The organism is Robiginitalea sp. (assembly GCF_982776155.1).
Genome location: NZ_CEXZKX010000001.1, coordinates 530635 through 557379, shown reverse-complemented (window position 1 = coordinate 557379; position 26745 = coordinate 530635). Strand labels below are relative to the sequence as shown.

The window sequence follows — 26745 nt, the reverse complement described above, 5'->3', positions numbered from 1 at the left end:
TTCTGATCGGTGGCCTGGCCCAGACCCGGGAGAAGCTTGACTTTTGCGGTAAACACCAGATTACTTCTGACATTGAACTAATTCGCATGCAGGACATCAACGATGCCTGCATGCGTGTCATCGAAGCCGATGTCAAATACCGGTTTGTGATCGACATGAAGGCCCTCAGGAACTGAGAAACCCGGCTTCCCGGAGCACGGAACGAATTCCTCTCAATGGGATCAACACCCAGTCCGGGCGGTGTTCCAGTTCATACCCGAGTTCGTACACCGCCTTTTCCAGCAGGAAGGTTTCCAACAGGATGCGGTAGTCGTCGGGGTCCTCGGGGATAAAGCCCGGACCGTCCAGGGATTTCAGGTACCCGCTCAGGTAGAGCCTCGTACTGGCCCGATTCCATATTTGCGCCCAGTATTCCTGAATTTCATTGCCTTCGCCGCCCAGCAAGTCGCTTTCGTGTAAGGCGCCGTAAACTGCATAATGCAACGAACGGATCATGGCCGCGACGTCCCTCAGGGGGGAGCGCTTCAATCTGCGTTCCGAGAAAGGCCGCATGGGTTCGCCCTCAAAATTCCGAATCAGGAAATCCCGACCGGTCCACAAGACCTGGTCCAGGTGGAAATCCCCATGTGTTCGGATTTTAACCGCCTCCATTTTATGGGAGAATATCCGTTTGAAACACTGGAGGACGTCGTTCTTCAGGCCCAGCACCTCCCGGGCTTCCTCCTGGATTTCCTCGGGGAGCCGCTTGAGGGATTTCCTAAGCTTGTCAAATGCATCCCGGGTCAATCCCTGCAGGGAGGAATAGACCGAGCGCTGGTAGTGCAGGGAAAAGGCCTCGTGTTCAAAGCCTTCCCGCCCGGGTTGGGACGCCAGGGCCCGGTGCAGTCCGGCCGTGCGCTCCCCCAGTTGCACAATGCGTTCGGGCAGGGCGCTCCCCATCAGATCTTTCAACAGTTCGGGAAGGTCTTCGAAACGCAACGGATCCGTCAGGCCGCCTTTTGGTGGCTTGAATTTAGTTTCCTCCCCGGCTGCCAGGGCCCGTTCAAAAAACATGTGGAAGGCATCCCGGGTATATTCCCAGGCCGTCCCCTGGCTGGGGTCGAGTTCCTGGGCCAATCCCAGGGCCAGCGTAGTCCTTCCCGCTGCTGAAAAGGTCACTGCCCCCAGATAATCCGGGACATGCTCATACGTGGTTTCCTCCGAGAGGAAATGGGCGAGTTCCAGATCCGGGTTGAGCGTATCGTCCAGTCGGCGATAGAGTTTCAGGTGGTAGCGGTCGTCGTATTGCAGGGAACTGAACGTCTGGCCGGAAGGCAGGATCCGGGATTTCATGGGGTCCGAAGGGGCCGGGAATTTCCTTTTGCCGCGGCTGAAGTGCAGTTCGCCCCCGTCAGTTTCGAATCTTTTCCCCTGCCGCACCCATTGCAGAAGGGCCATCCGGAAAGGCTCCTCGTAAATGGCATCGATGAGGACACCGGGTTCCGAACCGAGCTGCATCTCTGCGAGTATCGCTGCATCCGGCAGGTCGCGAAGGGCTTCCCGCCGGGCCTCCGGGATCCACGCCACCAGCAACTGGTAGTGTTCCGGCAGGCCGTCGTTATAACTGGTTTTTACCACGAGCCACCGGCTCGGCAGGCCGCGAAGGGGCAAGGCGGCCGAATTGCGGATTTCCAGGCTCTGTCGAATCCGGTTCCTCCCGGCGTACCAGTCTGCGTTATCCAGATAGCGCGGCAATACTTCCTCCTGGAGTTTTTTCCGAAGGGGCTTCGACATCAGGCCACTCCATTTGTCGGCTTTTAAGCGGGGCGGGGGGCCGGCTTCCACCAGGCGTTCGTCCTGCTCCAGTGAGAGCCAATAGTAGCCGAAAGGCGCCAGGGTAAACAAATACGGTTCCCGGCCGATTCGCGGAAAACGGTTCCGGCTGAAAACCTCCACCGGGGTATGCCCTTCGAATGCGCCGAGTTCCAGGTCGGCGGCCTGGGCAAAACGCGACAGGTTGCACAATACGAGTATCTGTTCCCCTTCATAAGCCCGGATAAATGCGATTATCTTGGCGTTGGCCGGGGCCAGGAACTCTATGTTCCCACGCCCGAACGCCTTGTAGCGTTTCCTCATGCCGATAATCCGCTTCATCCACCAAAGGAGGGAGGAACTGTTGATTTGCTGGGACTCCACATTGACCGCCTCGTATTTGTATTCCGGATCGATGATGGTCGGGAGGTACAGTTTATGGGGATTTGCAGTGGAAAAACCCGCATTGCGGTCCCCGGTCCACTGCATGGGGGTGCGAACGCCGTCCCGGTCTCCCAGGTAAAAATTGTCCCCCATGCCGATTTCGTCCCCGTAGTAGATGACCGGCGTACCCGGAAGGGAAAACAGGAGTACATTCATCAGCTCGATCTTGCTTCGGTTGTTTTCCAGCAGGGGTGCCAGGCGGTGGCGGATCCCCACATTGATCTTGGCCTGGGGGTCTTTGGTGTAAACCTTATACATATAGTCCCGTTCCTCGTCGGTTACCATCTCCAGGGTTAATTCATCGTGGTTCCTCAGGAAGATGGCCCATTGGCAGGTTGGGGGAATTTCCGGAGTCTGGTCGATGATGTCGATGATCGGGTAGCGGTCCTCCATTTTCAATGCCATGAACATGCGCGGCATAATCGGGAAGTGGTAATTCATATGGCATTCATCGCCCTTGCCAAAATAAGCCGCACTGTCTTCGGGCCACATATTCGCCTCGGCCAGAAAGAGCTTGTTGTCGTACTTACTGTCGATATGTGCCCGGAGTTTTTTGAGGAATTCATGGGTCTGGGGCAGGTTTTCACAATTGGTGCCCTCCCGTTCGAACAAGTAGGGGACTGCATCCAGCCGGAATCCATCCACTCCCAGTTCGCACCAGAAATCCATAATGTCGAAAACCTCCTGCTGTACGTCCGGGCTGTCGAAATTCAGGTCGGGCTGGTGGGAAAAGAACCGATGCCAGAAATAGGCTTTGGCCTCCGGGTCCCAGGTCCAGTTGGAGGGTTCGGTATCCGTGAAGATGATGCGGACATCCTTGTATTTTCCAGGGTCGTCACTCCATACGTAGTAATCCCGGTGGCGGGAACCGGGGGGTGCCTTCCGGGCGCGCTGGAACCAGGGGTGCTGGTCGGAGGTATGGTTGATTACCAACTCGGTAATCACCTTGAGTCCGCGGTTGTGCGCTTCGCGGATAAACCGCTTGAAGTCCCTGAGTTTTCCGTAGGAGGGGTTGATATTGTAGTAATCGGCGATATCGTAACCGTCGTCCCGCAGTGGGGAAGGGTAGAAGGGGAGGACCCAGATGGCCGTAACCCCGAGGTCCTCAAGATAGTCCAGTTTCTGGATCAGGCCCTGAAAATCCCCGATTCCATCCCCGTTGCTGTCAAAAAATGCCTTGATATGCAATTCGTAGATTATGGCATCTTTATACCAGTGTTTCTCATCGTCAATTTTAATCCCTTTACTCACAGTTCCTTGTTTCGATGTTAATTTGGCCAAAGTCCGGATTTCCTACCCGGCCTTTGTGGATGCCGCAAAATTTACGAATTCCCCCCGGGAACCTGAAGCCCGCAGCCGGATAGTTTAGCCGGCATCTGCATTTGCGGGGCGTATGTTGTATTTTAGGGGAAAATTTACACCATGGATTTGAAACACCATTTGACACTTTACGGAACTGCCTGCCTGGCTTTGCTCCTGCTGGCTGGCTGCGGGGAGGATCCCAAACAACCGGAGGACGCAACCGAAGCGCGTCCGGAGTTTACCTCGAACCTGCCCCTGGACAGCCTGAACCTGCCGCCGGGCTTCTACGCCCATACCTTTGCGGAAGACCTGGAGGGCGCCCGTTCGATGGCGATGGGCGACAAGGGGACCCTGTTTGTGGGTACGCGGGGGACCAACAAGCTCTATGCCCTGGTAGACGAAGACGGCGATTACCGGGCAGACCGGACCATTGTCCTGGATACCACCCTGGAGGTACCCAACGGGGTAGCCTTCCGGAACGGCTCCCTGTATGTGGCCCAGGTAGACCGGTTGTTGCGTTTCGATGGCATTGAAGACCGGCTGGACAACCCGCCGGACCCCGTGGTTGTGTATGACGATTACCCGGATAAATTCCACCATGGCTGGAAATACATCGCCTTTGGACCGGACGACAAGCTGTACGTACCTGTGGGTGCACCCTGCAACATCTGCGACAGTACTTCAGTGGATGAACGGTTTGCAACCATCACGCGGATGGACCCGGATGGCAGCAATCGGGAAATTGTGGCCCGGGGGGTCCGCAATACCGTGGGATTTACCTGGCACCCTGAAACGGAAGAACTTTGGTTCACCGACAACGGCAGGGATATGATGGGGGACGACATCCCGCCCTGTGAACTGAACCGGGTTACGGAAACGGGGCAGCATTTCGGATATCCCTTTTGCCATGGAGGGTCAATTCCCGACCCGGACTACGGCGACCAGCGACCCTGCGACGATTTTGTCGCCCCGGTGCAAAACCTGGGCGCCCACGTAGCCCCCCTGGGCGTTAAATTCGTTTCTGGGGACATGTTCCCGGAGGCTTATCAGGGCCACCTGCTCATTGCCGAACACGGCTCCTGGAACCGCAGCGAAAAATCGGGTTACCGCCTGACCCTGGTGAAGCTAAAGGATGGCGAATCGGTGGGATATGAACCCTTTATTGACGGGTGGCTCAACCACGAGAACCAGACCCGCTGGGGCCGGCCGGTAGACCTGATGTTCCTGGAAGACGGATCGCTACTGGTTTCCGACGATTTCGGGAATGCCATTTACCGGATTGTCTACGACGGACAGGAGATGGCTTCAGCCGAATAAAATTGTTCGGGCGCCTTGCCGATTGAAAGCGGGGTTTGCATTAATATTGCGCCATGGAAAACCGATCCCAGGCCCCGCTCATCTTTGCGGCATTTTTCGCTATTTACGTTATCTGGGGGTCTACCTACCTGCTCAATAAGGTGGCCGTGGACGAACTGCCTCCTTTTTTACTGGCCGGCATCCGTTTTGTGATTGCCGGGGTTTTGATTTTTGGAATAGCGGCCCTGATGGGAAAAAAACTGGACATTACGCGGCGCCAGTTGCTGAACACGGGACTAGCGGGGTTCCTGTTTTTGAGTTTCGGCAACGGGATGGTGGTTTGGGCATTGAAATTCGTGGATACGAATTTTGCTGCCCTGATCATTGCGGCCCAGCCCCTGCTCGTGATGCTCCTGATGTGGCTCCTGCAGGGCCATCGGCTGCGCCCCATCTCCCTGGTGGGTGTAGCCCTGGGGATTCTCGGGATCTACCTGCTCGTAAGCCAGGACGCCACCACGCGGCACCCGGACGCCTGGATCGGGATTCTCATGATCTTTGCCGCCATGGTGGCATGGGCCTATGGGAGCCTGTTTGTTGGCAAGGCTGATTTACCCGGGAATTCCTTCGTAAACACGGGTTACCAGATGCTAATGGGCGGAGGGATACTGCTGGTCATGAGCCTGTGCTTCCGGGAGCCCCTGAGCAACCCCCTGGAATGGCAGGCGGATACGCTCTGGGCCATGCTGCTGCTGATTCTCTTTGGCAGCATTGTGGCATTTACGGCATTCAACTTCCTGCTGAAGGTGGTTTCGCCCGAAAAAGTGTCGACCAACACCTACGTAAACCCGATTGTGGCGATGCTCCTGGGCTGGTACTTCCTGGATGAGCCTATCACATTACAATCCGTGGTGGCTGCCCTGGTGCTGCTCACCGGTGTTTATTTTATCAGCACAAAACACAAGACCATCAGCCTCCGCCGATTTCGCAGATCCCGGGTAGCCCGTTAGTGCCCGCAAGCCCGGGCCGTAGTGCGGCCTTATTTCAGGATATCGAACTGGTGGGTATACTTGATGGTCAGCACCTGATTGTCCAGGGCATCCGGCAGGTCGTCGTCCCGTACAATGTTCAACACCACAAAGAGGCCGGTATTGGCGCTTTGCAGCCATCCCAGGCGGGCATTCACCGAAGTGATGTTCGACACGTTGTTCCGCTGGATCAGGCTTTGGACAAAGAGCCTTGGGGTAAACGAATAGGCCAGGCGCAGGCCGCCCACTACGGCGGTGACGTCCCCGTTGCTTAAACCGATATCGTTGTGGCTGAAGGTCAGGGAGGAGACGAATTTGTCCCCCACCCGATAATTGGCAGTCCCGCTGTTGCTGATGCGCTTCCCGTCAAAATACCCTCCGATAAAGGTACGGGTACTCAGGGAAAAGGCGTTGTTCGGGTTGGTGATCACCACCAGTTGCAGCTCTTCGTTCGGGTATTCCCCAACCGGCACGGTAACCCCGGCAATATCAAAGGGCTGGAACACCTGTTCGTAGGTGAGGTTGATGCCCGTGTGCACTTCAAAACCGCTGCGGAATACCCAGTGGTTGTCGATGTGCCAGAAACCGGTTTGCTGGTTGCCGTCAAAGTCCCAGTAACCCCGGTACGAGGTATGCGGGCGGATTTCGAGCAGTTGCCCGGCATCCTTAAAGCGGTGCGCCTTGAACAGCAGGAGTTCGGGTTTTCGGAAGGCGGTACGCTGTAAAAACCCGACTTCCGGGTTAAAACCTTCGCCCACTTCGGTATAACCGGCGCTCACGTTCCATCCGTTCCAGTCGTAGTTGGCCAGGAGTTTAAACGCGTGGTCATTCGATTCGATTCCCGGAGTGGTGCTCTTGGCAACATACCCGTTGACCTCGGCCTTGTTGCCGATTCCCCATTTGCCGTCAATGGCGTACACCCGGTTGTAATCGTCATCCGTGGCCCCGAGCCCCGAACGGCTCACAAAAATCCCCCCGAGGGAAGAGCGCGTTCCCGGGAAGTTGTGGTTAACCCGGGCCACGGAAAAATTGTTCTCTTCAATCCCCGCTTCCTCCACATCTTCCGTAAACATACTGAGCAAGCCCACGTTGGTATTTCCGACCTTACCGGACAGCCTGGCCCCGCCGATGATGGGCACCACGCTGCCGTCGTCCCCCAGGCCAATTCGACGGCTGAAAAACAGGTCTACCTCCCCGGGGCTCCCCACGGTAAACTGGCCGGCGTTTTCCAGGAAAAAGGCGCGCTTCTCCGGGAAGAACAGGTTGAACCGGTCCAGGTTTACCTGCTGGTCGTCCACCTCCACCTGGGCAAAATCCGTGTTGTACGTCAGGTCGAGGGTCAGGCCGGGGGTGATGCTGTATTTAATGTCGGCACCGGCCTCAAAATCCGTGTCGGTTTCGATAGGGTCCATGCTCCGGTCGCGGGTGGCCCGGCCCAGGACATACGGGATTAGTTTGAGGTTTCCCGGGTTTACCAGATCCAGGCCGCTGAGCTGGCCGGCCAGAGACAACCGCTTCAGGTCAAAGCCCAGCGGGAGGGTGGTCCAATAGGCTGTCTCCGTATTCTTGGCGATGTTTCGCTGGAAATTCATCCCCCAGCTCTTGGCCGACCCGCTGGCAAATCGCAGCGAGCGGAACGGGATGGCGAATTCCGCGCTCCACCCAAAATCCCCCACCTGGGTGCGCACGGTCCAGGCGGCATCCCAGTTCAGATTGGTGCCCCCAATAACGCCACCCTGCTGGCGATTGGCGTTAAAATTGCCCTTTCCTTCGTTATTGATCTGGGCATCGTATTCCATCCCCTGGGGGTTCGTCCCGAACAAAAACCCGTTCTGGCGGTCGTTATAGGTGTCGATGATAAACAGAAAACTGTCCTCGTCGTTCAGGTCGGCATCACGACGGGAATCGGATACCACGATCTTGTCCGGTTCCGAATCATAGCAAACCACGGAAAGGTAAAACGTGGATCGGCTGTAGGCCACCCGCACCGCTGTGCGCTCGGAAACCGGCTGGCCGTAATTCGGCCGGATCTGCCGGAGTCCCTCCGTGGCCGGAATGGCCTGCCAGACCGGGTCGCCCAGAACATCCCCGTCCACCACGGGTTCCTCATCGAGGGCGACGGCCTCATAGGCGGGGCGCTGCTGGTTGGTGGTATCGGGCTGAATGGCCTCCTGGGCATTTGCAGGTATGCAGACCAGGCAGGCGGCCAGGGCGATGAAGCAGGGGCGAAAAAAATGCATCTGAAGTCAGTTGGTTATCCGGTAAATATAAAATTAAATCCGAAGCCGTTCCCTCCCGGTGCAACAGGACTTTTCCCGCTGTTTTGTATCTTTAAGAAAAGCGTTTGAAATGAAGTCCCTGATATCGCTGGCGCTCTGCCTGGGCGTACTGAAAGGGCTCTGGGGGCAACCCGACTTCCCGCAGCTCCGGCAGCGGATGGTACGGGAACAGCTCCAGTCCCGCGACATTGTAGAAGGCTCGGTCCTGCGGGCCTTGCGCAAGGTTCCCAGGCATTTGTTTGTCCCGGAAAAATACCGTGCTGAGGCCTATTCGGACACCCCCTTGCCAATCGGGGAGGGGCAGACCATTTCACAACCCTACATGGTGGCCTTTATGACCCAGGCACTGCGCCTCAAGGGCAGCGATAAAGTATTGGAGATCGGGACGGGATCCGGCTATCAGGCAGCTGTTTTGGCTGAACTGGTAGATTCCGTCTATACCATTGAGATTGTGGAGCCCCTGGGAGAAGCAGCCGCCAAGAGGCTGCAGGCGCTTGGATACGAAAACATTCAGGTGCGTATCGGGGATGGCTACCACGGTTGGCCCCGGCAGGCGCCGTTTGATGCCATCATCGTAACCGCTGGAGCGGAAGCGCTTCCTCAGCCCCTGGTAGACCAGTTAGCCGAAGGCGGTCGGATGGTCATTCCGGTCGGTCCGCATCAGGGGGTCCGCGACCTGGTGCTTCTGCGCAAGAAGCGCAATGGAAAACTCGTTCGGGAGTCGTTGATGCCTGTGCGATTTGTACCGTTTACACGCGAAAATTGAATCAAATCATCCCGAGATCAGTGAAAATCGCCGGAAATTCCATAAAAAAGGTATAAAAAAGGGGATTTTTTCGTCTAATGCGTTTAGAGCCACTACCTTTGCAGCTTATTAGGAAATATTCTGCATTTAAAATTGAATTATGAGTAAAGTTAAAGCGAATGATATGGTCCGGGTGCACTACACCGGAAAACTGACCAACGGGGAGGTATTTGACAGTTCCCTCGAGCGGGAGCCCATGGAGGTGAAACTCGGCGAGGGCAGCCTGATCCCCGGTTTCGAAAAAGGCCTCGTGGATATGGAGGTCAACGAAAAAAAGACCATTACCATTCCAAAAGAAGAAGCATATGGCGAAATCCGGAAAGAGCTTTTCCAGGCCGTACCGAATTCCGAACTGCCTGAAAACATCAAGCCGGAAGTAGGCATGGGGCTCGTGGCCCGCGGACAAGACGGTTCCGAGCGGCAGCTCCGTGTAGCCGAGGTCAATGAAGACAATATTGTTGTGGATGCCAACCACCCGCTGGCCGGTCAGGACCTGGTCTTTGACCTGGAAGTGGTCGCCATCATGTAATTAGCGTGATTCCGGCGGCATTCGGCCGTCCGGACATTTGTACCACAATCATATAAACCCCGGGATGGCCCGGGGTTTATTTTTTTATTTGCAATATTGGGCGAGCTATCTGCATTACTGGGCGAGCCGGGCAAAGAAGGCTTTTGCATCCTCCAGGCCTTCCAAACCAAAAATCCAGCAGGTCTCGGACACATCCGAGAAATCGAGCCCGCCAGCAGCAATCGATTTATTCAGGTACCGGCCGGATGCTCCGTTGTAGCGGTTGGCGATTGCCTGGGCGCTTTCCCACAGCGCCACGAGTTCCGGGTCACTCAACTGTTCCCGCCAGGCTATCGCCTGGTCCTTCCGGAAACCGGGGGTCCCGTTCCCTTCTGCATTGCCGTCGGGTATTTTCCGATAATCCGTATGCTCCCTGACATAGGCCAGGCTTTCCGGGGAGGTAACCCGCTCGTTCCAATCGCTGTGCTGGACAATATGAATCCGGGACCGCGTGTCGATCTGCGGGTTTCGCTGCCGGACCTGGCGGACAAGAGCCGCTGAAAAGTCGGACTGGCCGGCTTCGGGAATCCAGATGTCCCCGCCCCGGCTTAGGGTGCCTGAAACGACGGCGTACACCTCCAGCAGGGCCTTCCCGAAATCGGCATGCGCATCCGACCAATGGGTGCCAAAAGCGGCTTCAAAGAGCTCCTCAGCCGGCACATAAAGGCCTTCCTGAACCCCGTATGCACCCGCAACTGCATGGTATCTGACTTCCCTGAAATCCGGGTGCCGCAACAGGGTGGCCGTAGCCGCAACGCTATGTACGTCGTCTACATCCGTTTTACAGTCAAAATGGGCGAGCAACAGGTCGTTTTCGAGGTCAAAATCCGGACGCGGCGCCGTTTGGGCGCATCCAACCTGGGCGTATAAAAGCCCGATAACTGCTATTATCTTAAAAATCAGTCGGTTCATTTGTGAATCTTTTTCCGAATATAGCGAAAGGCTTTTAATCGCGTAATGTTTTCGATTGGGTTGGAGAATGTAGGCATAGTTACTTAGTTTTGCCCCGTGAAACGCCTGACCCTTCATCTTCTGGCCTTTATGGCTGTCCTGACGCTGGGAACCTCGCCTTTGGGTGCCCAGACCTTGCAGGAATATTCCGGCCCACTGGAAGTAGGCAGTTACAAAGGTCGTGCCCAATATCAATACCGGGTCGATTCCGGGGATACCATCCTGGACGGCGCCTTCCGATTCAGCCGGTCGAATTTGCAATCCCTGCTTCAGGAATCGGATACCTCATTTTCCGTTTCGGGGGCTTTTTCCGGGAATAATCCCCGGGGTCCCTGGCAATTCCGCTTTGGAACCTACCGCTCGGACAGTATTACCGATGTGGTGGGCCTGCAGTATACCCTGAAAGTCAGCGGGGTACAACACGAGGCCTCCGGCACCCTGGTTTCGGGCAGGCCGGACGGTCAATGGGTTCATACGGTAAGCCGGATAACCGGATCTGAGGTGGCACGGGAATTATTCAGAAGTTCAGTTTCCTACCGCAATGGGGTTCCCCAGCAGAGTTTTCGGTTGCGGGACACCACAGACATCCTGGTTGGCCGATTTCTTCGCAACGGCCTGGCCCACGATACCTGGACGCTGTATTCCGATGCGGGTGCCGGGGTAGGCGAGGAGTGGGTATTCGACGAAGGCCGACTGCGGTATATCGATGTTAGCAGGGGCGCCTCATCTGAGCGCATCCCGGTCTGGAGTCAGTCCTTTGCAAATTCCCGAGCCATCGATCTCGATGCGCGCTTTCTGAAACTTATACAACTGAATACCCCCACGACCGATATTTCAAGTGGGAAGGTGAACAGGTTATTGACCCGGAATAATCACTATTACAGCCGCATCGACACGATACTCTCGGCACTGGGGAATTCGGACTACCGCCCGGGTTTCCGCGTTCGGGTGCCGTGGTTTCCTTTGAACCCTGCAGATTCCACACGCGTTAGCCGACTCCGGCGGGATATCCCGGTCGCCGCCCGGATTGCCCGGGAATTATTGGATAATGCCGGATTGAAAATATTGGAGCGCTCCAATTCAGAAGTGGGTTTTTTATTGGAGGTAACCCGTATGTTTAAAAGTGATTATATAGATCCATCTGAATCACTACTTGAATATATTGAGATGGGGATTCTCGAATATGTCCCCCGGGATCAACTCATCTCCGGGCTCTGGGCGGGAAGCCCCCCGGGCAGGATTGGGGAGGTGCCCACCGATACGACAACGGAGTCACAGAATTACCGGGATACTGATGAAGTGGAGCTGGGGACACCCTCCAATACGCTGGAATACCTGGCCAACCTGGTGGGATACGCCAGGGGAAACCTGGAACGTATCGAAGAACTCCTGACCGCACGCCTGAATGCCGAGCGGCAGGAGCAGGAATTCGCCCGTACTGAGGAACGCCTGATTGTCCTGATCGATGACCTGGAAGCCCTGGCAGATTCATTGGTCCCTGGGAGTACCGTACAGGAGCATCAGGCCCTGGTAGCCATCCGGCGAAGCGCTGAGAACCGGCTGAGGGTGTATTCCTCGATGGACAGCGCCCGGGAGAAACTGGCTTACGGCACGGATCTCCTCGGCTGCCTGGGAGCCCTGGACAGCCTGGCCAAAGAAATCTACCGGTTGCCCGAAAGGCGACAGGCTATTCAGGAGGCCTACACGGACCAGGTCTGGAATCCTTTTACGGCCACGCTGATGGAGGAATCGGTCAAGAAACGGATTACCACGGCCTATACGGATGTGCTTATCCCGGAAACCCTCAGGCGTATTGATCCTGAAATTAGCTGCGAATATGCGGAGGCAGCCGGGAATTTCCTGAAATCCGCCTTTAGCCGCATTGTGAAACTCCGGGACGAAGACACTTCCCGATTGGAACGCAGGCTCCGGAGGGAAAACGACCCGGCCATCGTCGCCGAACGACTGGAATTGGCTTTTCCCGAAAAAAACCTGCAGGAATGACCGGACTGAGAAACTCCATATTTTCGGTCCTGGTCCTGGTTGTCACCGGGATTGCCGCAGTGCGCGCGCAGGAGGATGTCATTCTCCCCGAAACTTCGAAATACAAAGAGCCGGTTTCCAAAGTATGGGTGAACACCTACGGGAATATCCGGATTTCCAAACGGCTGTTCTGGGTGGCGCAGACACACTTCCGGTTCCAGGAAACCGAAAACACGCCCTTTATCGGGCAGGTCGGACAGGTCTACAACCGGCATGCAATCGGGTATATCTACAACAAGAGTTTCAATGCAGCCCTCGGGGGGGTGCTCCGCATCAATTTCAACACGGACGAGGCTTCGGAAGACCGGAAAGTTGTGCCGGAATGGCGCATCTGGCACCAGTATCAATTCGCCATGCCGGTTTCCACTTTCATGGTATACCACAGGATCCGTATCGAACACCGCTGGACCCAGGGGTTTGCAGACAACAGCGAATACATCTTCCGCAACCGCTGGCGGTATATGCTTCGGTTGAAAATCCCATTGAACAAACCAAAGCTGGCCCCCGGAGCGTGGTACGTGGCCCCGGAAAGCGAGCTGATCATGCAAAGCGGCAAGGAGGTCGTGGCCAGCCCGATGGAAGATTTGCGGATTACCACCACCCTGGGGTATATCCTCACACCGAGGCTGACCGTTGCTGCAGGGTTGATGTATTCCCAGGGCCAGGACCTGGTGAATGGGGGAAATTATAAGCAGAACTGGACAATTCGCTGCCACCTGTATTTTTCACCCGATTTCCGGAAGGTTCGAAACAAATTGCCTGAAATCCACCTGACCGACTAGCACCTGTTGCCCTTGCAAACAAGCCCTTGTAAACCTGATAGACGTGAACGATAAAGTCCGAATCCAACGAAAAATCATCTACGGCATGCTGGCCGCCGTCATCCTGCTACTGACTGCCGGCCTGATCTTAACGGTGAGCCAGGGGGAAAAGATCGCCGACATGAAAGAACGCCTCGCGCAGCAAGACAGCGCGCTGTCGCTGGTCAACCGGCTGAGCCGGATTGACTCCCTGGCCGGACAGGGCGACTATCGCGGGGCCGCAGAAGCTTACGACCGGGAACTACAGACCATGGGGACCGATAGCCTGGGCGTGGCCCTTCGCAGGGACCTGGCCCGGCAACTGGATCGCCTTAGCCGGATCCACATGGCCGGGGAACAGGTTCGTGACAGCCTGGCGGGCCTCGCCGGGGTGGCAGACAGCATTTCGCAGCTGGGCAGGGAACTCCGCAACAGCGATTCCCTTTCGTTTGCACTGGAAAAGGCCCGCGTGCAGATTGCAGGCCTTCGGCAGCAGCTCCAGCGTAAATCCCTGGGAGAATACCTGACTTTTACGAGCTCCAAAGGGAACCCCCTGCACTATGTGGGCCAGGTTGCCAATGGCCAGGCCAATGGCTATGGGGTGGCCATCCTGGACACCGGCAGCCGCTACGAAGGGGAGTGGCAGGACAATCTCCGCCACGGTCGGGGGGCCTTTTACTGGCAGGATGGCGAATACTACGTGGGTGAATTTAAAAACGACCGCCGCAGCGGTCAGGGCACCTATTACTGGCCGAATGGTGAAAAATTCACCGGAACCTGGGAGAACGACCGCCGCAACGGGCCCGGAACATTTTACAACGCGGAAGGGGAGGTGGTAGCCAGCGGCACCTGGAAGGACGACAAGTTGGTGGAGGAGGAGTAACCGCCTGGATTTTTGCCTATTTTTAGGCAAACCAACCGCTATGAACCCGCGCAGGCATTTCCTGAAAAAAGGCGCATTGGCCACCCTGTCACTGCCGTTCCTGTCTTTTGATAATTCCCGCAACTGGTCCCTGGAGAACCTCAGAGGAATGCCTTCCAAAGGGGAGGACTACTGGCGCCTGGTGCGCAGGCACTTCCCCTTGAAAGAAGGCCAGACCTACTTCAACAACGGCACCATGGGCCCGACGCCCGGCTACGTCCTGGAAACCATGATCCGGCACATGATGTACTGGAATACCGAGGCAGCCACCATAGATTACAAGGAGGGTTCCGGGCCCGAATTGCTGAGCGGTTATTTCCCGTACGAGGAGCTCCGCAAACGGTTGGCGGCCATCATCCACGCGGATTTCCGGGAAGTGTCCATTACGCAGAACGCCACGATGGGGATGAACTTTGTGGGGATGGGGCTCGACCTGCAGCGGGGGGACGAGCTATTAAATACGAACCAGGAACACGGGGGAGGCTTTGCCGCCTGGCAGTTGCTCGCCAGGCGCAAGGGCTGTATTTACAAACAGGCCACCCTGCCGGAGCCAGCCAACGACCCGTCGGAGGTGGTCGACGCCATCTTCCGGGAAGTCACCCCAAAAACCCGGGTGATCGCCATCCCGCATATGGTATCGGGATACGGTACTATTTTACCGGTTCAGGAAATTTGCGCCGAAGCCCGCAGGCGGAATATTTTCACCGTCCTTGACGGGGCCCAATGCGTGGGGCATGTGCCGGTAAATGTAGCCCGAATAGGATGCGACGCCTATTATTCCAGCCTGCACAAATGGTTCCTGGCACCGCCGGGTAGCGGCTTGCTCTATATCAGCAACCGGGTGGCCGACCGGATTTGGAGTACCCTGGCCAGCTATCAATGGGACAATCAGGAGGACCACGGTTTCCGGCTGATGCAATACGGCACGGGCAACCCTGCACAGATTGCCGGATTCGCCGCATCTGTAGATTTTTATGAAACCATCGGGGAAGCAGCCTGGCTGGACCGCATCCGGGAACTCGGGCGGTATCTGCGCAGCGGGTTAAAGGCCCTCCCGCACGTGACCATCCATTCATCCACAAATGAAGAAATGGCTGCCGGAATCACGACCTATTCCGTAGCGGGATACACAGGGCCTGACCTGCAACGCACGCTCTGGGAACGGGAGCGGTTACAGCCCCGTTCGGTAGGGGAGCAAATGGTACGTCATTCCGTCCATATCTACAATTCCAAAGCGGAAATCGACAAAACCCTGGAGGTCATCGAATCGCTGACTTAGCGATTGCCAGTTGCAGAACCGGATATTTCCAACAATAAACATCAGTTTATCAGCGTTTTATAATATATAATTGCGAAGCTATATAGCTTCATGTATATTTGAAGACAAATAACTGCATATGGAGCTTCGAAGGGACGTTTTCCAGGCCATTGCCGACCCGACACGTAGGGAAATCATCCAATTGGTAGCGCCAGCGCCCATGGCTTCCGGGGCAATCGCGACACATTTTCCCACCGCCCGTCAAACGGTTTCCAGGCACCTGCGGATCCTGGTGGAATGCGAATTGCTCAGCCAGCGCAAAAAAGGACGCGAAATGATCTACGGCCTGAATCCGGAGAAAGTCCGTGAAATTTACGAATTCCTGAAGCCCCTGAGGAAATTCTGGGATGAACGGGCAAATACGTTGGAAGTGCTTATGCAGTATTACGATACGGACGACACCCCGGATGAAAACTCCGTATTATAACTTCAGAAAGTTCGGGTATCATATGAACCCGGAACCGCTCGCTATGATATCAACGCCTATAGCGCTTTAAAGGAACGGTTATTATTTGTCCTATAATTTATATTATGTCAAATAGAGCGTTTTGGAATCAGCGGCCTGCATCTCACCTTCTCGCCCTCTGTTCCGGTCTCTTCCCACTGATTTGCATTTGCATTTACTTTCAGCCCTCGCAATGGTTTGTGTATCATAACGCCCCTTTATGTTGTGTTCCTTGCCATTTTTATAGGTAAGAATAGCGATAAATTTTGTGGTTTAGTCGACGAACGACGCTTTTTGCGTTTACTGCATCGGATCACTACAGGAAGTTCTTCCCGGCGGAAGAATAAGGGAGAATCAGTCTTTGGCAGGTTTATTAGCAACCCGGCCGCTATAGCGTATTACATCCCGTTGCGGGCTAAAGACGGAGAGTTGCGATTGACTATTCGGAAAAATATTCAGGATCAGGCGAAATCTTTCGTACCCCTCCCGGGCAAAAAATTCCATCTCATGGCCCTTGGGCGTGCGGCGCTCCCGAAATTCTTCGATGGCCGCCTTTATGTCGATGCTTCCCTGATTGTTGTAATTGGTAATATTTTCCCGGGTGCCGAAATACGGCAGGTAAATTTCTACGGAATCACTATACATTCTCAAATAATACCCATCCCCGGTCAGGTTGATGTTGGTGGGTGAATTCCCGCGGGCCATGGTAAAGCCCATATTGGACGCGCTGATGTAGGCCTGGGAAGCCAGTGGCATGGCGTATTTGGCGTCGAATACAAATTCCCGGTTTTCAACGAGTTTATCCAGACGGGCCTGCTGCTCTGCGGAAAGCGGTGCCGCAGTGGACTGGCAACCCCCTACCAACCAGATGATACCGGAAACCCACACGGCATACAGGGCGATATAGACAATATGACGATTGATTTTTCGCATGCATAGTGAAATTACTGCGAATACATCAAAAATTTTGCCAAATAATTATTAAAAAGCTGCCTGACAGGTTAAAAATGTAAAAAATAAGGCATTGCCGGGCTGCAGGACCCAACCTCGCGGTGGCAATCTCCATAAATACAGCCCGGTAGCTGCTCTATACACAGGTTTTTTTATTCCGGTTCCCTGAACGCCGCAGAGGTATCTGACGGTAAATACCGGGCGAGCAGGCGGGATTCCCTGCCGCGATACAGGTCGCGCATTATGCGGTACCGTTTGGATTCCGGGATATCCAGGGTATCCAGGCGGGCTTTAAATTCCTCGAGCCGGATCCTTCGCAGCGTGTTCAGCGCATGGTGTTCCGGCTGGAATTCCAGCATCTTCGGCCCGGCTTCCTCCCGGGCGCGGCGGATTGAATCCAATTGGGGCGCATGTTGCGCAAACAGGCCATGCCCCAGGCAGCAAAGAGCTGCGCAGCATATCCATTTCATTTCAATAACGTGTTCTGTCTACAAAATACTGCGCATGGACCCTATACGGAAAAAATACGGGTAAAGTCCCGATAATTACGACCTATTCCCCGATCTTGCCTTTCAGTGCCCCGGCGGCTGCTTTTCCGAGGGAGCCTTCCGGGTCCAGCAATAGCACTCGGCGATATGCGGCACGAGCGCCTGGCCCATCTCCCTGGGCGTCCAGGACTTCCCCTTGCCGGAACCAGACCCTGGGGGAATCGGGGAAGAATTCCAGGCTGAGATCGTTTACATAGCGCGCTTCATTCAGGCGTCCGCTCTTTAACAAATTGGCTGCCGTTTGGTCAAATTCCCCTTCGAAATCAAAGAAATCGTAATTCGGGTCGGCAATCATCCGGGCCGCCTCGGAGCGCACCTTTTCGACTTCACCTCCCATAAACAGCCGGGTCAGGTGGGCCATGGGGTCGCGGATAAATGTAGAATCATTAAAGGCGAGGGCCGCCTGCAGCGCAGGGTCCTGGTTGGTTCGATACTGTTCAAAGGTCATTCCCGTTGCAATATGCGGGGCCAGCCATTCGGCGTTTTCCCATTGGGGCTTGTCCTGCCACCAGGCAAAAGACAAATAGGCGTTGATTCCGGAATGCGGCAGGGTCACCGGCCGGTTGTCCCCGTAGAAATTCACGTTTTCGCTGGTAGGCTCCCCGACGAAAACCGCATGGGTATAGGTGCTGAGTTCATTCACCAGGTTCATACAGGCCGAAAATGTCCGCCGGCCGATGATCACCACGAATTTCCCGGGCGCATCGATTTTGCTCCGGATAACCCCGGTGACAATCGGTTTGTTCTTGTAGTTGTTCCCCCCGCCGTTAAGCCGGACATCCAGGATGAGCTTATCCACATCGTTCTCCTCGATAAACCGGAACAGCCGGTTATAGAAAGTGGGTATATCCTCCGTTTCGTCATCCTGGATCTGGCTGTGCCTGACATAGACCGCTTTTTCAGCTGGCAGGTATTCAAAATAATAGATCCTTTCCAGGTTTTTAAGATACAAAGGGGTCTCCGACACGTCCCGGGATTCCACCCAATCCTCCCCCGGAACCACCATGCCGTACTGCCTCGGGAAGCGTTCGGCGGGAATAGCGGTAACCACTGCATCCATTAGTTTGCCCTCCTTTTCGAGGTGCAGTGTTATGTCCGTCTTCAACTCGGGGATCACCCCCTGGGCGTGCAGGAATTCCGGAAAAGTCAGGTAATGGAGTCCGTAGGCCTTAACGTATTGGGAGTTTTCGGCAGGGACTACCGGCAGCATGAGTTCCTGGACCTTTGCAACCGGCACCCCCTCGATGGCGAGCAAGCGGGCGCCTGCCAAAGCCTCGTAGTTCCGGTGGACCCCCTGCAGGTAGATGCCGTCGTCGTACTTATAAAGTACCACGGGAAGCTGGTGGTAGGGCACTTTTCCCTCCCAATAGCCCAGGGAAGTATGCCCGTATTCAAAAGAGGCAACAATCCGGGCGAGACCCACCATAATTTCATGGGGGGCCATACCCGGAATCCCGCGGTGCAGTTCGGCAACGGCAGCATCGAAGGCCTCCGGGGTCGTTTTTTTAAACAAAAACGGATAATCGGCATGAACGGTCTGCTGAAGAAACTCCAGGTCTTCCTGCCATTTTGCCGGGGACATTTCCGACGCGGCCGGCTGCTGGTGCTGTGCATACAGCGTGGCCTGGAGAGTTAACAGAAGGCTCGCGGAAATAATTTTTATCCGGGTTTTCATAATAGGTGGTATGGGTTCTCGTTCATTAGAAGGCAAATTGAGCCATTTGTTACACTCTCGGGGGATGCCTATCTTGCCCGAATTCTCACACCGATGAAAAAACTCCTTGCCGGCATTTGTTTATTCCTGGCCTTTTACGGGCACGGGCAGGAATATGTGGATGTCCTGAATTTGAGTTACGGGATTTCCCCGGAAACCGGCTATGAAGCCGGCCCGGGCGAAACCCGCATCGACCATGCCGACCTGAATTTGTTCATGCCCATCCCCCTGTCGGAGAAGACTGCGCTGATTACCGGGGCCCTGGGTACCCTGAACCGACTGAAACCCTACCCCGGCTCCGAATCCATGGCATTATACAACCTGGGGGGGTTACTGGGCCTGAATATCGAACACCTTAATTACTGGTCCACCCTCCACCTGCTAATCCCCCGTCAATCCTCTTCCTTCCAGTACGGCCGGACAAAATTCCAGCTGGGTACCCTGCAACTGGTTCAGAAAAAACTGGCGACTCACAAGAATTTTAGTTTTGGCTTTTATATGAACACCGAAGAATACGGGATCATGTTTGTGCCTATCGGGGGGTACTATTACCGCCATCCGGACGATTTATGGGAGTTCAGCGCCCTGTTGCCGTCGCGGGGGGATATCAACCTGAGAATTGTGCCCCGGTTGCGTGCCGGACTGACTTTTGACGGGCTCGGGAGTTCATTCCCCATCGAGAATGCGGACTTCGGGAAGGCTTACGTACAAAGAATTTCCAACGACCTGAGCGCGTACCTGCAATACCGCCTCACCCCCTCGCTGATTTTTGCGGTGCGCAGCGGATACTCCTTAAACCGCTCTTATCGGATCTATGCCGCCGATGACAAGGTGGCCATATCGATTGCCAATATTTTTATCCGCGATCCGCGAACCGTCCTGAATGAATCCATTCGAGGCGGGTTTTTATTCAATTTCCGCTTTACATACCGCTTCCACCTGACCCCTGAGAATTAGTGGTTTGCTGCTTCCACCTCACCCCATATAATTAGTTTTTTGCTGCTTGTAAGCCCTACTTGGTCGGCGCTGCCCCCTGGTCCGCGTCCGGATATGCGGTAGGATCTTCACGGATTACGCGGATGCGCACCGACTTGCTGATGGGGGTCTGGCTCCCCGCCGCAAAGCGGTTATTCGGAACCAACGGGTTGGTTTCCGGAAAATAGGCGGCCGCACAGCCCTTTGGGATTTTATAGGGGATTGCAAGGAAATTGCGCACTTCGCGGATTTGTCCGTCGTAGGTGCTGGTAATGCGAACCACCTCCCGGGGTTGGAGGCCCCGTCCCGCCAAGTCCTCCGGGTGCATGAGGATCACGCGTCGTTCGTTGTAGATACCCCGGTACCGGTCGTCCATGCCGTAAATGGTCGTATTGAACTGGTCGTGGGAGCGGATGGTCATCAGCAGCAATTCGTCCGGTGCCAAATGGTGCTCCGGCAAGGGGTTGCAGGTGATTTGCGCTTTGCCCCCGGGCAGGCTGCTGAAATCGAGATCCCGAACATTGTTGGGCAGGTAGTATCCGGCGCCTTCCGAGCGCCGGGACGTATCCTTGAACCCCTTGGCCACCCGGTCGATGGCACTTCGTATTTTTCCGTAGTCCGAGCCAAATTCCCCCCAGGGTACCGGATGTCCCTCCCCCAGGCAGGTAGCCGCCATATCTGCAATGATTCGCGGTTCGCTTTTTAACTCCGGGGAAGCGGGCCGGAGGATGCCCTTGGTCCGCCTTACCCGGCCCATGGAGTTTTCCACAGTGAGGAAGTCCTTCCCCCCTCCTGCCTCATCTTTCTCGGAGCGCCCCAACGTAGGAAGGATCAACGCCGTACGTCCGGTTACCAGATGGCTTCGGTTGAGCTTGGTACTAATCTGGACGGTCAGGTCGCACTGCTGCAGGGCCCTGGCGGTATAATCCGTGTCCGGGGCCGCCATCAGGAAGTTGCCGCCAAGCGCCATAAATACCCTGGCCCGGCCTTCGTGCATGGCACGGATGGATTCCACTACATCCCACCCCTTCTTTCCGGGAGGTTCAAACCCGAGGTGTTCTTTGATCCGGGCATTCAGTTCCCGGTCAACAAAATGCTGGATCCCCACAGACCGGTCGCCCTGGACGTTGCTGTGCCCGCGAACCGGGCAGGTGCCCGCAAATGGTTTTCCCAGGGAACCTTTCAGCAATAAGAGGTTTACATATTCCCGGATGGTAGCCACCCCATTCTGGTGCTGGGTGATTCCCATGGCCCAGCAGATAATAATATTTTTGGATGTGGCCAGCCAATCCGCGCCCCGGCGTACGGACTCCGGGTCTACGCCTGTGCGGGCAATCAGGTCTCCGATTTGATAGTTTTGCAAATCTTCCTGTAAAGCTTTAAATCCTCTGGTGTAAGAACTTATAAAACTGTCGTCTAACACATTCTCGCCTTTGGTGTGCCGTTCGAGCAACAGTTTGAGCCAGGCCTTGACCAGTGGGATGTCCTGGTTGATCCGGACGGGAAGGTGCAGGTCCGTTAATCCGGTACCCCTTCCCAGGATGCCTGAGGCTTTTTGGGGGTTTCTGAACCGGATTAAACCGGCTTCCTCCAGGGGGTTGATGCTGATGATCCGCCCGCCCCGCGCCTTGCATTTTTCAAGTGCCGAAAGCATCCGCGGGTGGTTGGTTCCCGGGTTCTGGCCGGCAACCAGGACCAGGTCGGCCCCGTAGAGGTCTTCCAGTTTGACGCTCCCCTTGCCGATGCCCAGCGTTTCTCCCAGGGCAACCCCGCTGGATTCATGGCACATATTGGAGCAGTCCGGCAGGTTGTTGGTACCCAGTGCCCGGGCAAACATCCCATAGAGGAAAGTCGCTTCATTACTCGAGCGGCCGGAGGTGTAAAAAATGGCTTCATCCGGGCTGCTGAGGCCATTGAGCGACCCGGCGACCAGTTGGTTGGCTTCCTCCCAGGTCACGGGCTGATAGTGGCTCGAGCCTTCCCGAAGGATCAGGGGTTCGGTGAGCCTGCCAAGGGCATTGAGCTCGTAGTCGCTCCGGCGGGATAGCTCGGCTACGGAATACTTCGCAAAAAATTCGGCGCCGATCCCTTTTCTCGTGGCTTCATCCGCCAGGGCCTTGGCCCCGTTTTCGCAGTACTCCGCAACCCTGGAGGGTTTTTCGGGGTCCGGCCAGGCGCAACTCGGGCAATCGAAACCGTCTTGCTGGTTCAGGCGCAGCAATGGCCTTACCGATCGCAGCACTCCCATTTCGCGAAAGCTGTGTTCCAGGGCTTTGCCGATTGCGGGGATGCCCGCAGCGTATTCTTTCGGAGGCTCCAGCCGGAGCCCGGTGAATGCTTCCGGGCCGCGAACCCGGACGCCTCTTGGGGGCTGTTCTTCCATATCGAAAGATACGATTTCTGCGTTTTTCGGGGCGCGTCCCGGCCAATCGGGCGCGTTTTGCTGCGACCAGGCTCCCCCCACTCCGTCTGCTGCCGTATCTTTGAGGAAAAGAAAAGTATGAAAAACCTGCTTCGGGCCATCCTGGCCGGTATAGGCGCCAAGAAAATCGGCGGGGGCAAATGCGGGTGCATTGGCACCATCGTTGTATTCCTGATACTCTATTGGCTTCTGGGTTATGTGTTTGAGGTCTTCTAGACCCGGTTGGACAACGTAATCCCTTCAGGCGAAAAATTCGAAACCCATCGGGGAATCCCTACCTTTAACCACATGGAAAACAACCGCGGGAACCACACGGAGTTTATCGCCCTGATGGCGGCACTCATGTCGATCGTGGCCCTCGCCCTGGACGCCTTATTGCCGGCACTCGATATCATCGGTATTGCCGTTGGGAATTCGGATCCCGCCGCCAACCAGTTGCTGATTACCCTGTTTTTTCTCGGAATGGGCACCGGCCCGCTTCTTTTTGGCCCAATCTCGGACAGCGTGGGGCGCAAGCCCGTGGTCTATATCGGTTTTGCAGTCTTTATCGGCGCCAGTGCACTCTGTGTATTTGCCAGGAGCCTCGAATGGATGATCGTAGGCCGGATCCTCCAGGGGATGTCCCTTTCCGCTCCCCGGACCATAAGCATTGCCATGATCCGGGATCGCTTCAGTGGCGACTATATGGCGCGCATCATGTCATTCGTTACGGTGGTTTTTATTTTGGTCCCCGTGGTGGCGCCCGCCTTCGGCAAGCTGGTGCTCGACACATTGGGCTGGGAGGCTATTTTTTATCTACAGGTGGTATTCAGCCTCCTGGTGTCCCTCTGGTTCTGGAAGCGTCAGCCGGAAACCCTCCCCCGGGAAAACCGGAACACCTTCCGTTTCAATCGCATATTCAGCGGTTTCAGGGAAGTACTCGCCTACCGCCGGACCATGTTATTTACATTGATCTGGGGGTTTATCACCGGCTCGTTCCTGGTGTACCTGAGTACCTCCCAACAAATTTTTGAAGTGCAGTACCAGATGCCGGAAATGTTCCCATTCCTGTTTGCCGGGCTGGCCATTACCATCGGTACGGCCACGCTGATCAACGGCTGGCTGGTGGTCCGGTTTGGTATGCGTCGCCTGATCACCGTCTCCCTGGTGGGCTTTACATTGAATTCCCTGTGCTACGCCCTTTTATTTGCCAATGGGAACAACCCGCACATGGCCTTTTTAATGGTATTCCTGGCCCTGCAATTCTTTACCGTCGGCTTCCTGTTTGGAAACCTTCGATCCATGGCGATGGAGCCCCTGGGCCATATTGCCGGAATCGGCGCTGCGATCACCGGGTTCATCGCCACGCTGATGTCCGTGCCCATCAGTGCGTGGATCGGCAGTTTTGTGGTGACATCCGCCCTGCCGCTCTTCCAGGGATTCTTTATCTGCGGGGCCTTGTCGCTGGTTTTGCTCACCTACAGCAATTACCGTATGAGGCGCGGCCGGCGACTGGCCCGCTAGCCATGGGAATTTTTGCACGAACCTGCCGGGATTTCGTTAAAAAGACAACACCGCTGCGGATTGAGCCGCGGCAATTGCACGGGATGTGTATCTTTGCGCTAAATTGGAATGGCATATGCTGATATGGGTCCTTTTTATAGCCCTGATAGTTATTTTTCTTGCCCTGGACCTGGGCGTCTTCAACAAAACAGACCACATCATCCGCTCCAAGGAGGCCGCTGCCTGGACAAGCCTCTGGGTCTCGGTGGCCCTGGGGTTCAGCGGGGTGGTCTACTGGTTGTTTTCCGAAGGGATGGTGGACAACCCCACCGGGCTGACACCAGGCAATGCAATGCTCAAATACATCACGGGGTACCTCATTGAACTCTCCCTGAGCATCGACAATGTTTTTGTGATCGCCGTAATCTTCTCCTCTTTCTCTATCCCCCCTATTTACCAGCACCGCGTATTGTTCTGGGGAATCCTGGGGGCCATTGTTTTTCGGGGGATCATGATCATTTTCGGAGTGGCTTTGATCAATAAATTCGATTGGATTATTTACGTTTTCGGGGTGTTCCTGCTGTATACCGCCTATAAAATGCTCCGTTCCCACGAGCAGGAGTTCGACCCGAAGAAATCGCTGGTGTTCCGACAGGTAAAAAGGATTTTTCCGGTAACCTCCCGGACGCACGGACACGATTTTTTTATCCGGCGCATGGGCATCCGGGCGGCTACCCCCCTGTTTGTCGCCCTGGTAGTCATTGAACTCACCGATATCCTGTTTGCGCTTGACAGCATCCCGGCCATCCTGGCCATTACGGCCGACCCCTTCCTGGTATTCAGTTCAAACATCCTGGCCATCCTGGGGCTGCGTTCCATGTATTTCTTAATATCCCGGATGCTGCAGAAATTCCGGCATATCAATTACAGCCTGGTGGTGATCCTGGCCTTTGTGGGCCTGAAAATGTTATTCGCCCACCAGGTGGAAGTGCCCGAGTGGATTTCCCTCTCGGTCATTGTGGTCAGCCTGGCAACTGGGATCCTGACATCTGTTTTAACCTCCGACAATACAAACGGCGAACTGCCGGAGCCCGGCGGGGAAGATTCCGGCCCGGAGAAGGATCAACCGGCGGGCTGAATCAAATCCGTGCGTCCCGGATATACGCAAAGGTATCGTGCTGCAGTTTACTGAAGACTTCCTGAAGTTGCTGCGGCACGGAGCGGTTGTCCAGTTGCCGGCAGGCCGATTCGAACGATCGCAATCGTTCGGTCAGGGAATTGCGGATTAAGAATTGCTGCTCCGTTTTGGGTTCGCAGTGGTAGCCTGCGATCAGGGCGCGCAGATGCCCGGCTTCGCGAAGTAACCGCTTGATCCGCTCGCTTCCCGGAATGCGGCTATCCCTGGTGCCGGATGGATGTGTGAACGCAGACATATACTGGAAGTGTTAGGATTGCCATGTATAAAAGTTACGAATTTTCGGCCTTGTCCGGACTTCCTAACATAAGGATTTCCCTTACTTATCTTTTCGTTAACGCAAAGAGGGCTTCTGCAACTTGCAATCCGGTACATTTTACCAGGCGGAATATTTGGAAAAGGCCCTCCGGGAATGTATCTTTCTCATAAATACTGCATATGGATATCAATTTTGAATACGATGGGGTCAAGGCGAGCCTGAGACTCGAGCAAATGGCTGGTAAAAAGGTCGAAAAAATGGTCGATAAATACGATTTTATCGTACGGGCCGATATCTTTTTCAAAAAGGAAAACACCTCAGAACCCGATACGGGTAAAATCTGCAATATCCGTTTGAGCATTCCCGGGCCGCGGTTGTTTGCGGAGGCAAGCACGGGAAGCTACGAGGCTTCTATTGCCGAGGCAGCCGATGATTTGGAACGGCAACTCCGCAAGCGGAAGGAAAAAATGAAAAACCGGTAACTGCCGGATGATTAATCTATTAAAATGCAATGAGCGTTTTGGCAACTGACGACAAGCAGCTTACACTGATCTACAATTCGGAAACCCGATTGGGAAAACAGGCTTTGGGATATCTCCAGGGCTCCAACAAGGCGATTCAGGACCTGGATATTTCCAAAACAAAACTCGGCAATACGCTTTGGGTGAGTTTGCAGGATCGGCTCGACAAACCGTTTGACGAGTTGCTGGCTTTGGATCATCCGGATGCCCCGGATACCGGAAGCGGGAACCTGCATCCGGATGACTGGCTGAAGATGCTCAACGAGAACCCCGTATTGTTGCAGTACCCGATTGTGGTAAGCGGGGATCGCATCGGACAGCTCAGTACCCCGTCGGAACTCGTACAATTCTTCGAGGCGAATTCCGCCGGCCTGGACGAATCCTAGCCGCGCTCCCTGAAGGGACTGTTCATCGGCCTTCAGGGGTTGTTTAACTTGGAATCAATAACCCCGAGCGCATCGGCTACGGTGGCCATTTCCTGCATATCCGCATCTTCCAGCCGGATATCAAACCGATCCTCAACATCCAGGACGATATCCACCAGGTGGGCCGAATTAATATTCAGATCTGCCACCAGGCGGCTGTCCGGACCCACCGTGTCCGGATCCACATCTTCGGGCAAATATGGCCGGATAATTTGCTGCAGGGTTTCATAGTGCGGGTGTGTTTTCATGTGCGGACGTTCATGG

Annotated in this window: 24 protein-coding genes and 1 pseudogene; 16 read left to right on the top strand and 9 right to left on the bottom strand. The window is 55.3% G+C overall.

From position 1 onward, the window contains the following. Nucleotides 1–2: 2 nt before the first annotated feature. Nucleotides 3–176 (top strand): annotated as a pseudogene (locus AC3DKS_RS02245) (NAD(P)-dependent alcohol dehydrogenase); the annotation flags it as partial. Here the strand turns inward: AC3DKS_RS02245 and treS are convergent. Further along, nucleotides 166–3486 (bottom strand): maltose alpha-D-glucosyltransferase, encoded by a 3321-nt coding sequence (gene treS / locus AC3DKS_RS02240; protein ID WP_272607306.1) that lies wholly within the window; start codon nucleotides 3484–3486, stop codon nucleotides 166–168. The pseudogene AC3DKS_RS02245 and the gene treS sit on opposite strands and share 11 nt — an antisense overlap. A 171-nt stretch (nucleotides 3487–3657) precedes the next feature. Here treS and AC3DKS_RS02235 point away from each other — a divergent pair, with 171 nt between their 5' ends. Continuing rightward, entirely contained in the window at nucleotides 3658–4854 is a 1197-nt protein-coding gene (locus tag AC3DKS_RS02235; protein ID WP_272607305.1) for a PQQ-dependent sugar dehydrogenase, read from the top strand. Nucleotides 4855–4907: 53 nt separating this feature from the next. Further along, nucleotides 4908–5840, top strand: a complete 933-nt coding sequence (locus AC3DKS_RS02230; protein ID WP_272607304.1) for an EamA family transporter — start codon at nucleotides 4908–4910, stop codon at nucleotides 5838–5840. 29 nt (nucleotides 5841–5869) lie between these two features. Here AC3DKS_RS02230 and AC3DKS_RS02225 read toward each other — a convergent pair whose 3' ends face one another. Next, a complete protein-coding gene (locus tag AC3DKS_RS02225) occupies nucleotides 5870–8098 on the bottom strand; it encodes a DUF5916 domain-containing protein (protein ID WP_272607303.1) in 2229 nt (742 codons plus the stop codon). Nucleotides 8099–8207: 109 nt separating this feature from the next. On the opposite strand from AC3DKS_RS02225, the gene AC3DKS_RS02220 reads away from it, so the two are divergent. Then, nucleotides 8208–8903: a protein-L-isoaspartate(D-aspartate) O-methyltransferase gene (locus tag AC3DKS_RS02220; protein WP_272607302.1), complete on the top strand. Its 696-nt coding sequence runs from the start codon at nucleotides 8208–8210 to the stop codon at nucleotides 8901–8903. Between the two features lie 139 nt (nucleotides 8904–9042). Next, nucleotides 9043–9471, top strand: a complete 429-nt coding sequence (locus AC3DKS_RS02215; RefSeq protein ID WP_041327213.1) for an FKBP-type peptidyl-prolyl cis-trans isomerase — start codon at nucleotides 9043–9045, stop codon at nucleotides 9469–9471. A gap of 114 nt (nucleotides 9472–9585) precedes the next feature. Here AC3DKS_RS02215 and AC3DKS_RS02210 read toward each other — a convergent pair whose 3' ends face one another. Next, entirely contained in the window at nucleotides 9586–10422 is an 837-nt protein-coding gene (locus tag AC3DKS_RS02210) for a hypothetical protein (RefSeq protein ID WP_015754927.1), read from the bottom strand. Between the two features lie 96 nt (nucleotides 10423–10518). Here AC3DKS_RS02210 and AC3DKS_RS02205 point away from each other — a divergent pair, with 96 nt between their 5' ends. From AC3DKS_RS02205 to AC3DKS_RS02185, 5 genes are all read left to right on the top strand, one after another. Next, the gene (locus tag AC3DKS_RS02205; RefSeq protein ID WP_148214356.1) at nucleotides 10519–12465 is read left to right on the top strand and encodes a hypothetical protein; all 1947 of its coding nucleotides are present in this window, start codon (nucleotides 10519–10521) and stop codon (nucleotides 12463–12465) included. After that, the gene (locus tag AC3DKS_RS02200) at nucleotides 12462–13286 is read left to right on the top strand and encodes a DUF2490 domain-containing protein (RefSeq protein ID WP_015754925.1); all 825 of its coding nucleotides are present in this window, start codon (nucleotides 12462–12464) and stop codon (nucleotides 13284–13286) included. Before AC3DKS_RS02205 ends, AC3DKS_RS02200 begins: the two co-directional genes overlap by 4 nt. A gap of 43 nt (nucleotides 13287–13329) precedes the next feature. Continuing rightward, nucleotides 13330–14187 carry an MORN repeat-containing protein gene (locus AC3DKS_RS02195; protein WP_015754924.1) on the top strand — a complete coding sequence of 286 codons (858 nt, stop codon included), beginning with the start codon at nucleotides 13330–13332 and terminating at the stop codon, nucleotides 14185–14187. A 40-nt stretch (nucleotides 14188–14227) separates the two neighbouring features. Further along, complete coding sequence (locus tag AC3DKS_RS02190) at nucleotides 14228–15505, top strand: aminotransferase class V-fold PLP-dependent enzyme (protein WP_272607301.1); 1278 nt, start codon at nucleotides 14228–14230, stop codon at nucleotides 15503–15505. A 118-nt stretch (nucleotides 15506–15623) separates the two neighbouring features. Beyond that, on the top strand, nucleotides 15624–15971 hold the full coding sequence (locus AC3DKS_RS02185; RefSeq protein ID WP_015754922.1) for an ArsR/SmtB family transcription factor: 348 nt from the start codon (nucleotides 15624–15626) through the stop codon (nucleotides 15969–15971). 372 nt (nucleotides 15972–16343) lie between these two features. On the opposite strand, the gene AC3DKS_RS02180 is transcribed toward AC3DKS_RS02185, so the two are convergent. From AC3DKS_RS02180 to AC3DKS_RS02170, 3 genes are all read right to left on the bottom strand, one after another. Continuing rightward, nucleotides 16344–16922 (bottom strand): DUF4251 domain-containing protein, encoded by a 579-nt coding sequence (locus AC3DKS_RS02180; RefSeq protein WP_474731406.1) that lies wholly within the window; start codon nucleotides 16920–16922, stop codon nucleotides 16344–16346. 170 nt (nucleotides 16923–17092) lie between these two features. Further along, on the bottom strand, nucleotides 17093–17341 hold the full coding sequence (locus AC3DKS_RS02175; RefSeq protein WP_272607299.1) for a hypothetical protein: 249 nt from the start codon (nucleotides 17339–17341) through the stop codon (nucleotides 17093–17095). A 151-nt stretch (nucleotides 17342–17492) separates the two neighbouring features. Further along, the gene (locus AC3DKS_RS02170) at nucleotides 17493–19163 is read right to left on the bottom strand and encodes a hypothetical protein (protein WP_272607298.1); all 1671 of its coding nucleotides are present in this window, start codon (nucleotides 19161–19163) and stop codon (nucleotides 17493–17495) included. Nucleotides 19164–19256: 93 nt separating this feature from the next. On the opposite strand from AC3DKS_RS02170, the gene AC3DKS_RS02165 reads away from it, so the two are divergent. After that, nucleotides 19257–20159, top strand: coding sequence for a hypothetical protein (locus tag AC3DKS_RS02165; protein WP_272607297.1), 903 nt, complete (start codon nucleotides 19257–19259; stop codon nucleotides 20157–20159). Nucleotides 20160–20214: 55 nt separating this feature from the next. Here the strand turns inward: AC3DKS_RS02165 and AC3DKS_RS02160 are convergent, their stop codons facing one another. Further along, nucleotides 20215–22560, bottom strand: a complete 2346-nt coding sequence (locus AC3DKS_RS02160) for an FdhF/YdeP family oxidoreductase (RefSeq protein ID WP_272607296.1) — start codon at nucleotides 22558–22560, stop codon at nucleotides 20215–20217. Between the two features lie 117 nt (nucleotides 22561–22677). Here AC3DKS_RS02160 and AC3DKS_RS02155 point away from each other — a divergent pair, with 117 nt between their 5' ends. The 3 genes from AC3DKS_RS02155 to AC3DKS_RS02145 all read left to right on the top strand — a co-directional run bounded on the left by AC3DKS_RS02155 (nucleotide 22678) and on the right by AC3DKS_RS02145 (nucleotide 25219). After that, nucleotides 22678–22815 (top strand): hypothetical protein, encoded by a 138-nt coding sequence (locus AC3DKS_RS02155; protein ID WP_015754916.1) that lies wholly within the window; start codon nucleotides 22678–22680, stop codon nucleotides 22813–22815. A gap of 72 nt (nucleotides 22816–22887) precedes the next feature. Continuing rightward, on the top strand, nucleotides 22888–24102 hold the full coding sequence (locus AC3DKS_RS02150; RefSeq protein WP_272607295.1) for a multidrug effflux MFS transporter: 1215 nt from the start codon (nucleotides 22888–22890) through the stop codon (nucleotides 24100–24102). Between the two features lie 115 nt (nucleotides 24103–24217). After that, nucleotides 24218–25219, top strand: coding sequence for a TerC family protein (locus AC3DKS_RS02145; RefSeq protein ID WP_272607294.1), 1002 nt, complete (start codon nucleotides 24218–24220; stop codon nucleotides 25217–25219). Between the two features lies 1 nt (nucleotide 25220). Here the strand turns inward: AC3DKS_RS02145 and AC3DKS_RS02140 are convergent, their stop codons facing one another. Beyond that, the gene (locus tag AC3DKS_RS02140) at nucleotides 25221–25514 is read right to left on the bottom strand and encodes a hypothetical protein (RefSeq protein WP_015754913.1); all 294 of its coding nucleotides are present in this window, start codon (nucleotides 25512–25514) and stop codon (nucleotides 25221–25223) included. A 200-nt stretch (nucleotides 25515–25714) separates the two neighbouring features. On the opposite strand from AC3DKS_RS02140, the gene AC3DKS_RS02135 reads away from it, so the two are divergent. Continuing rightward, nucleotides 25715–26017, top strand: a complete 303-nt coding sequence (locus tag AC3DKS_RS02135) for an HPF/RaiA family ribosome-associated protein (RefSeq protein ID WP_015754912.1) — start codon at nucleotides 25715–25717, stop codon at nucleotides 26015–26017. A 29-nt stretch (nucleotides 26018–26046) separates the two neighbouring features. Further along, complete coding sequence (locus AC3DKS_RS02130; RefSeq protein ID WP_015754911.1) at nucleotides 26047–26442, top strand: arsenate reductase family protein; 396 nt, start codon at nucleotides 26047–26049, stop codon at nucleotides 26440–26442. Between the two features lie 32 nt (nucleotides 26443–26474). On the opposite strand, the gene AC3DKS_RS02125 is transcribed toward AC3DKS_RS02130, so the two are convergent. Beyond that, nucleotides 26475–26729 carry an acyl carrier protein gene (locus tag AC3DKS_RS02125; protein ID WP_015754910.1) on the bottom strand — a complete coding sequence of 85 codons (255 nt, stop codon included), beginning with the start codon at nucleotides 26727–26729 and terminating at the stop codon, nucleotides 26475–26477. Between the last annotated feature and the right edge of the window lie 16 nt (nucleotides 26730–26745).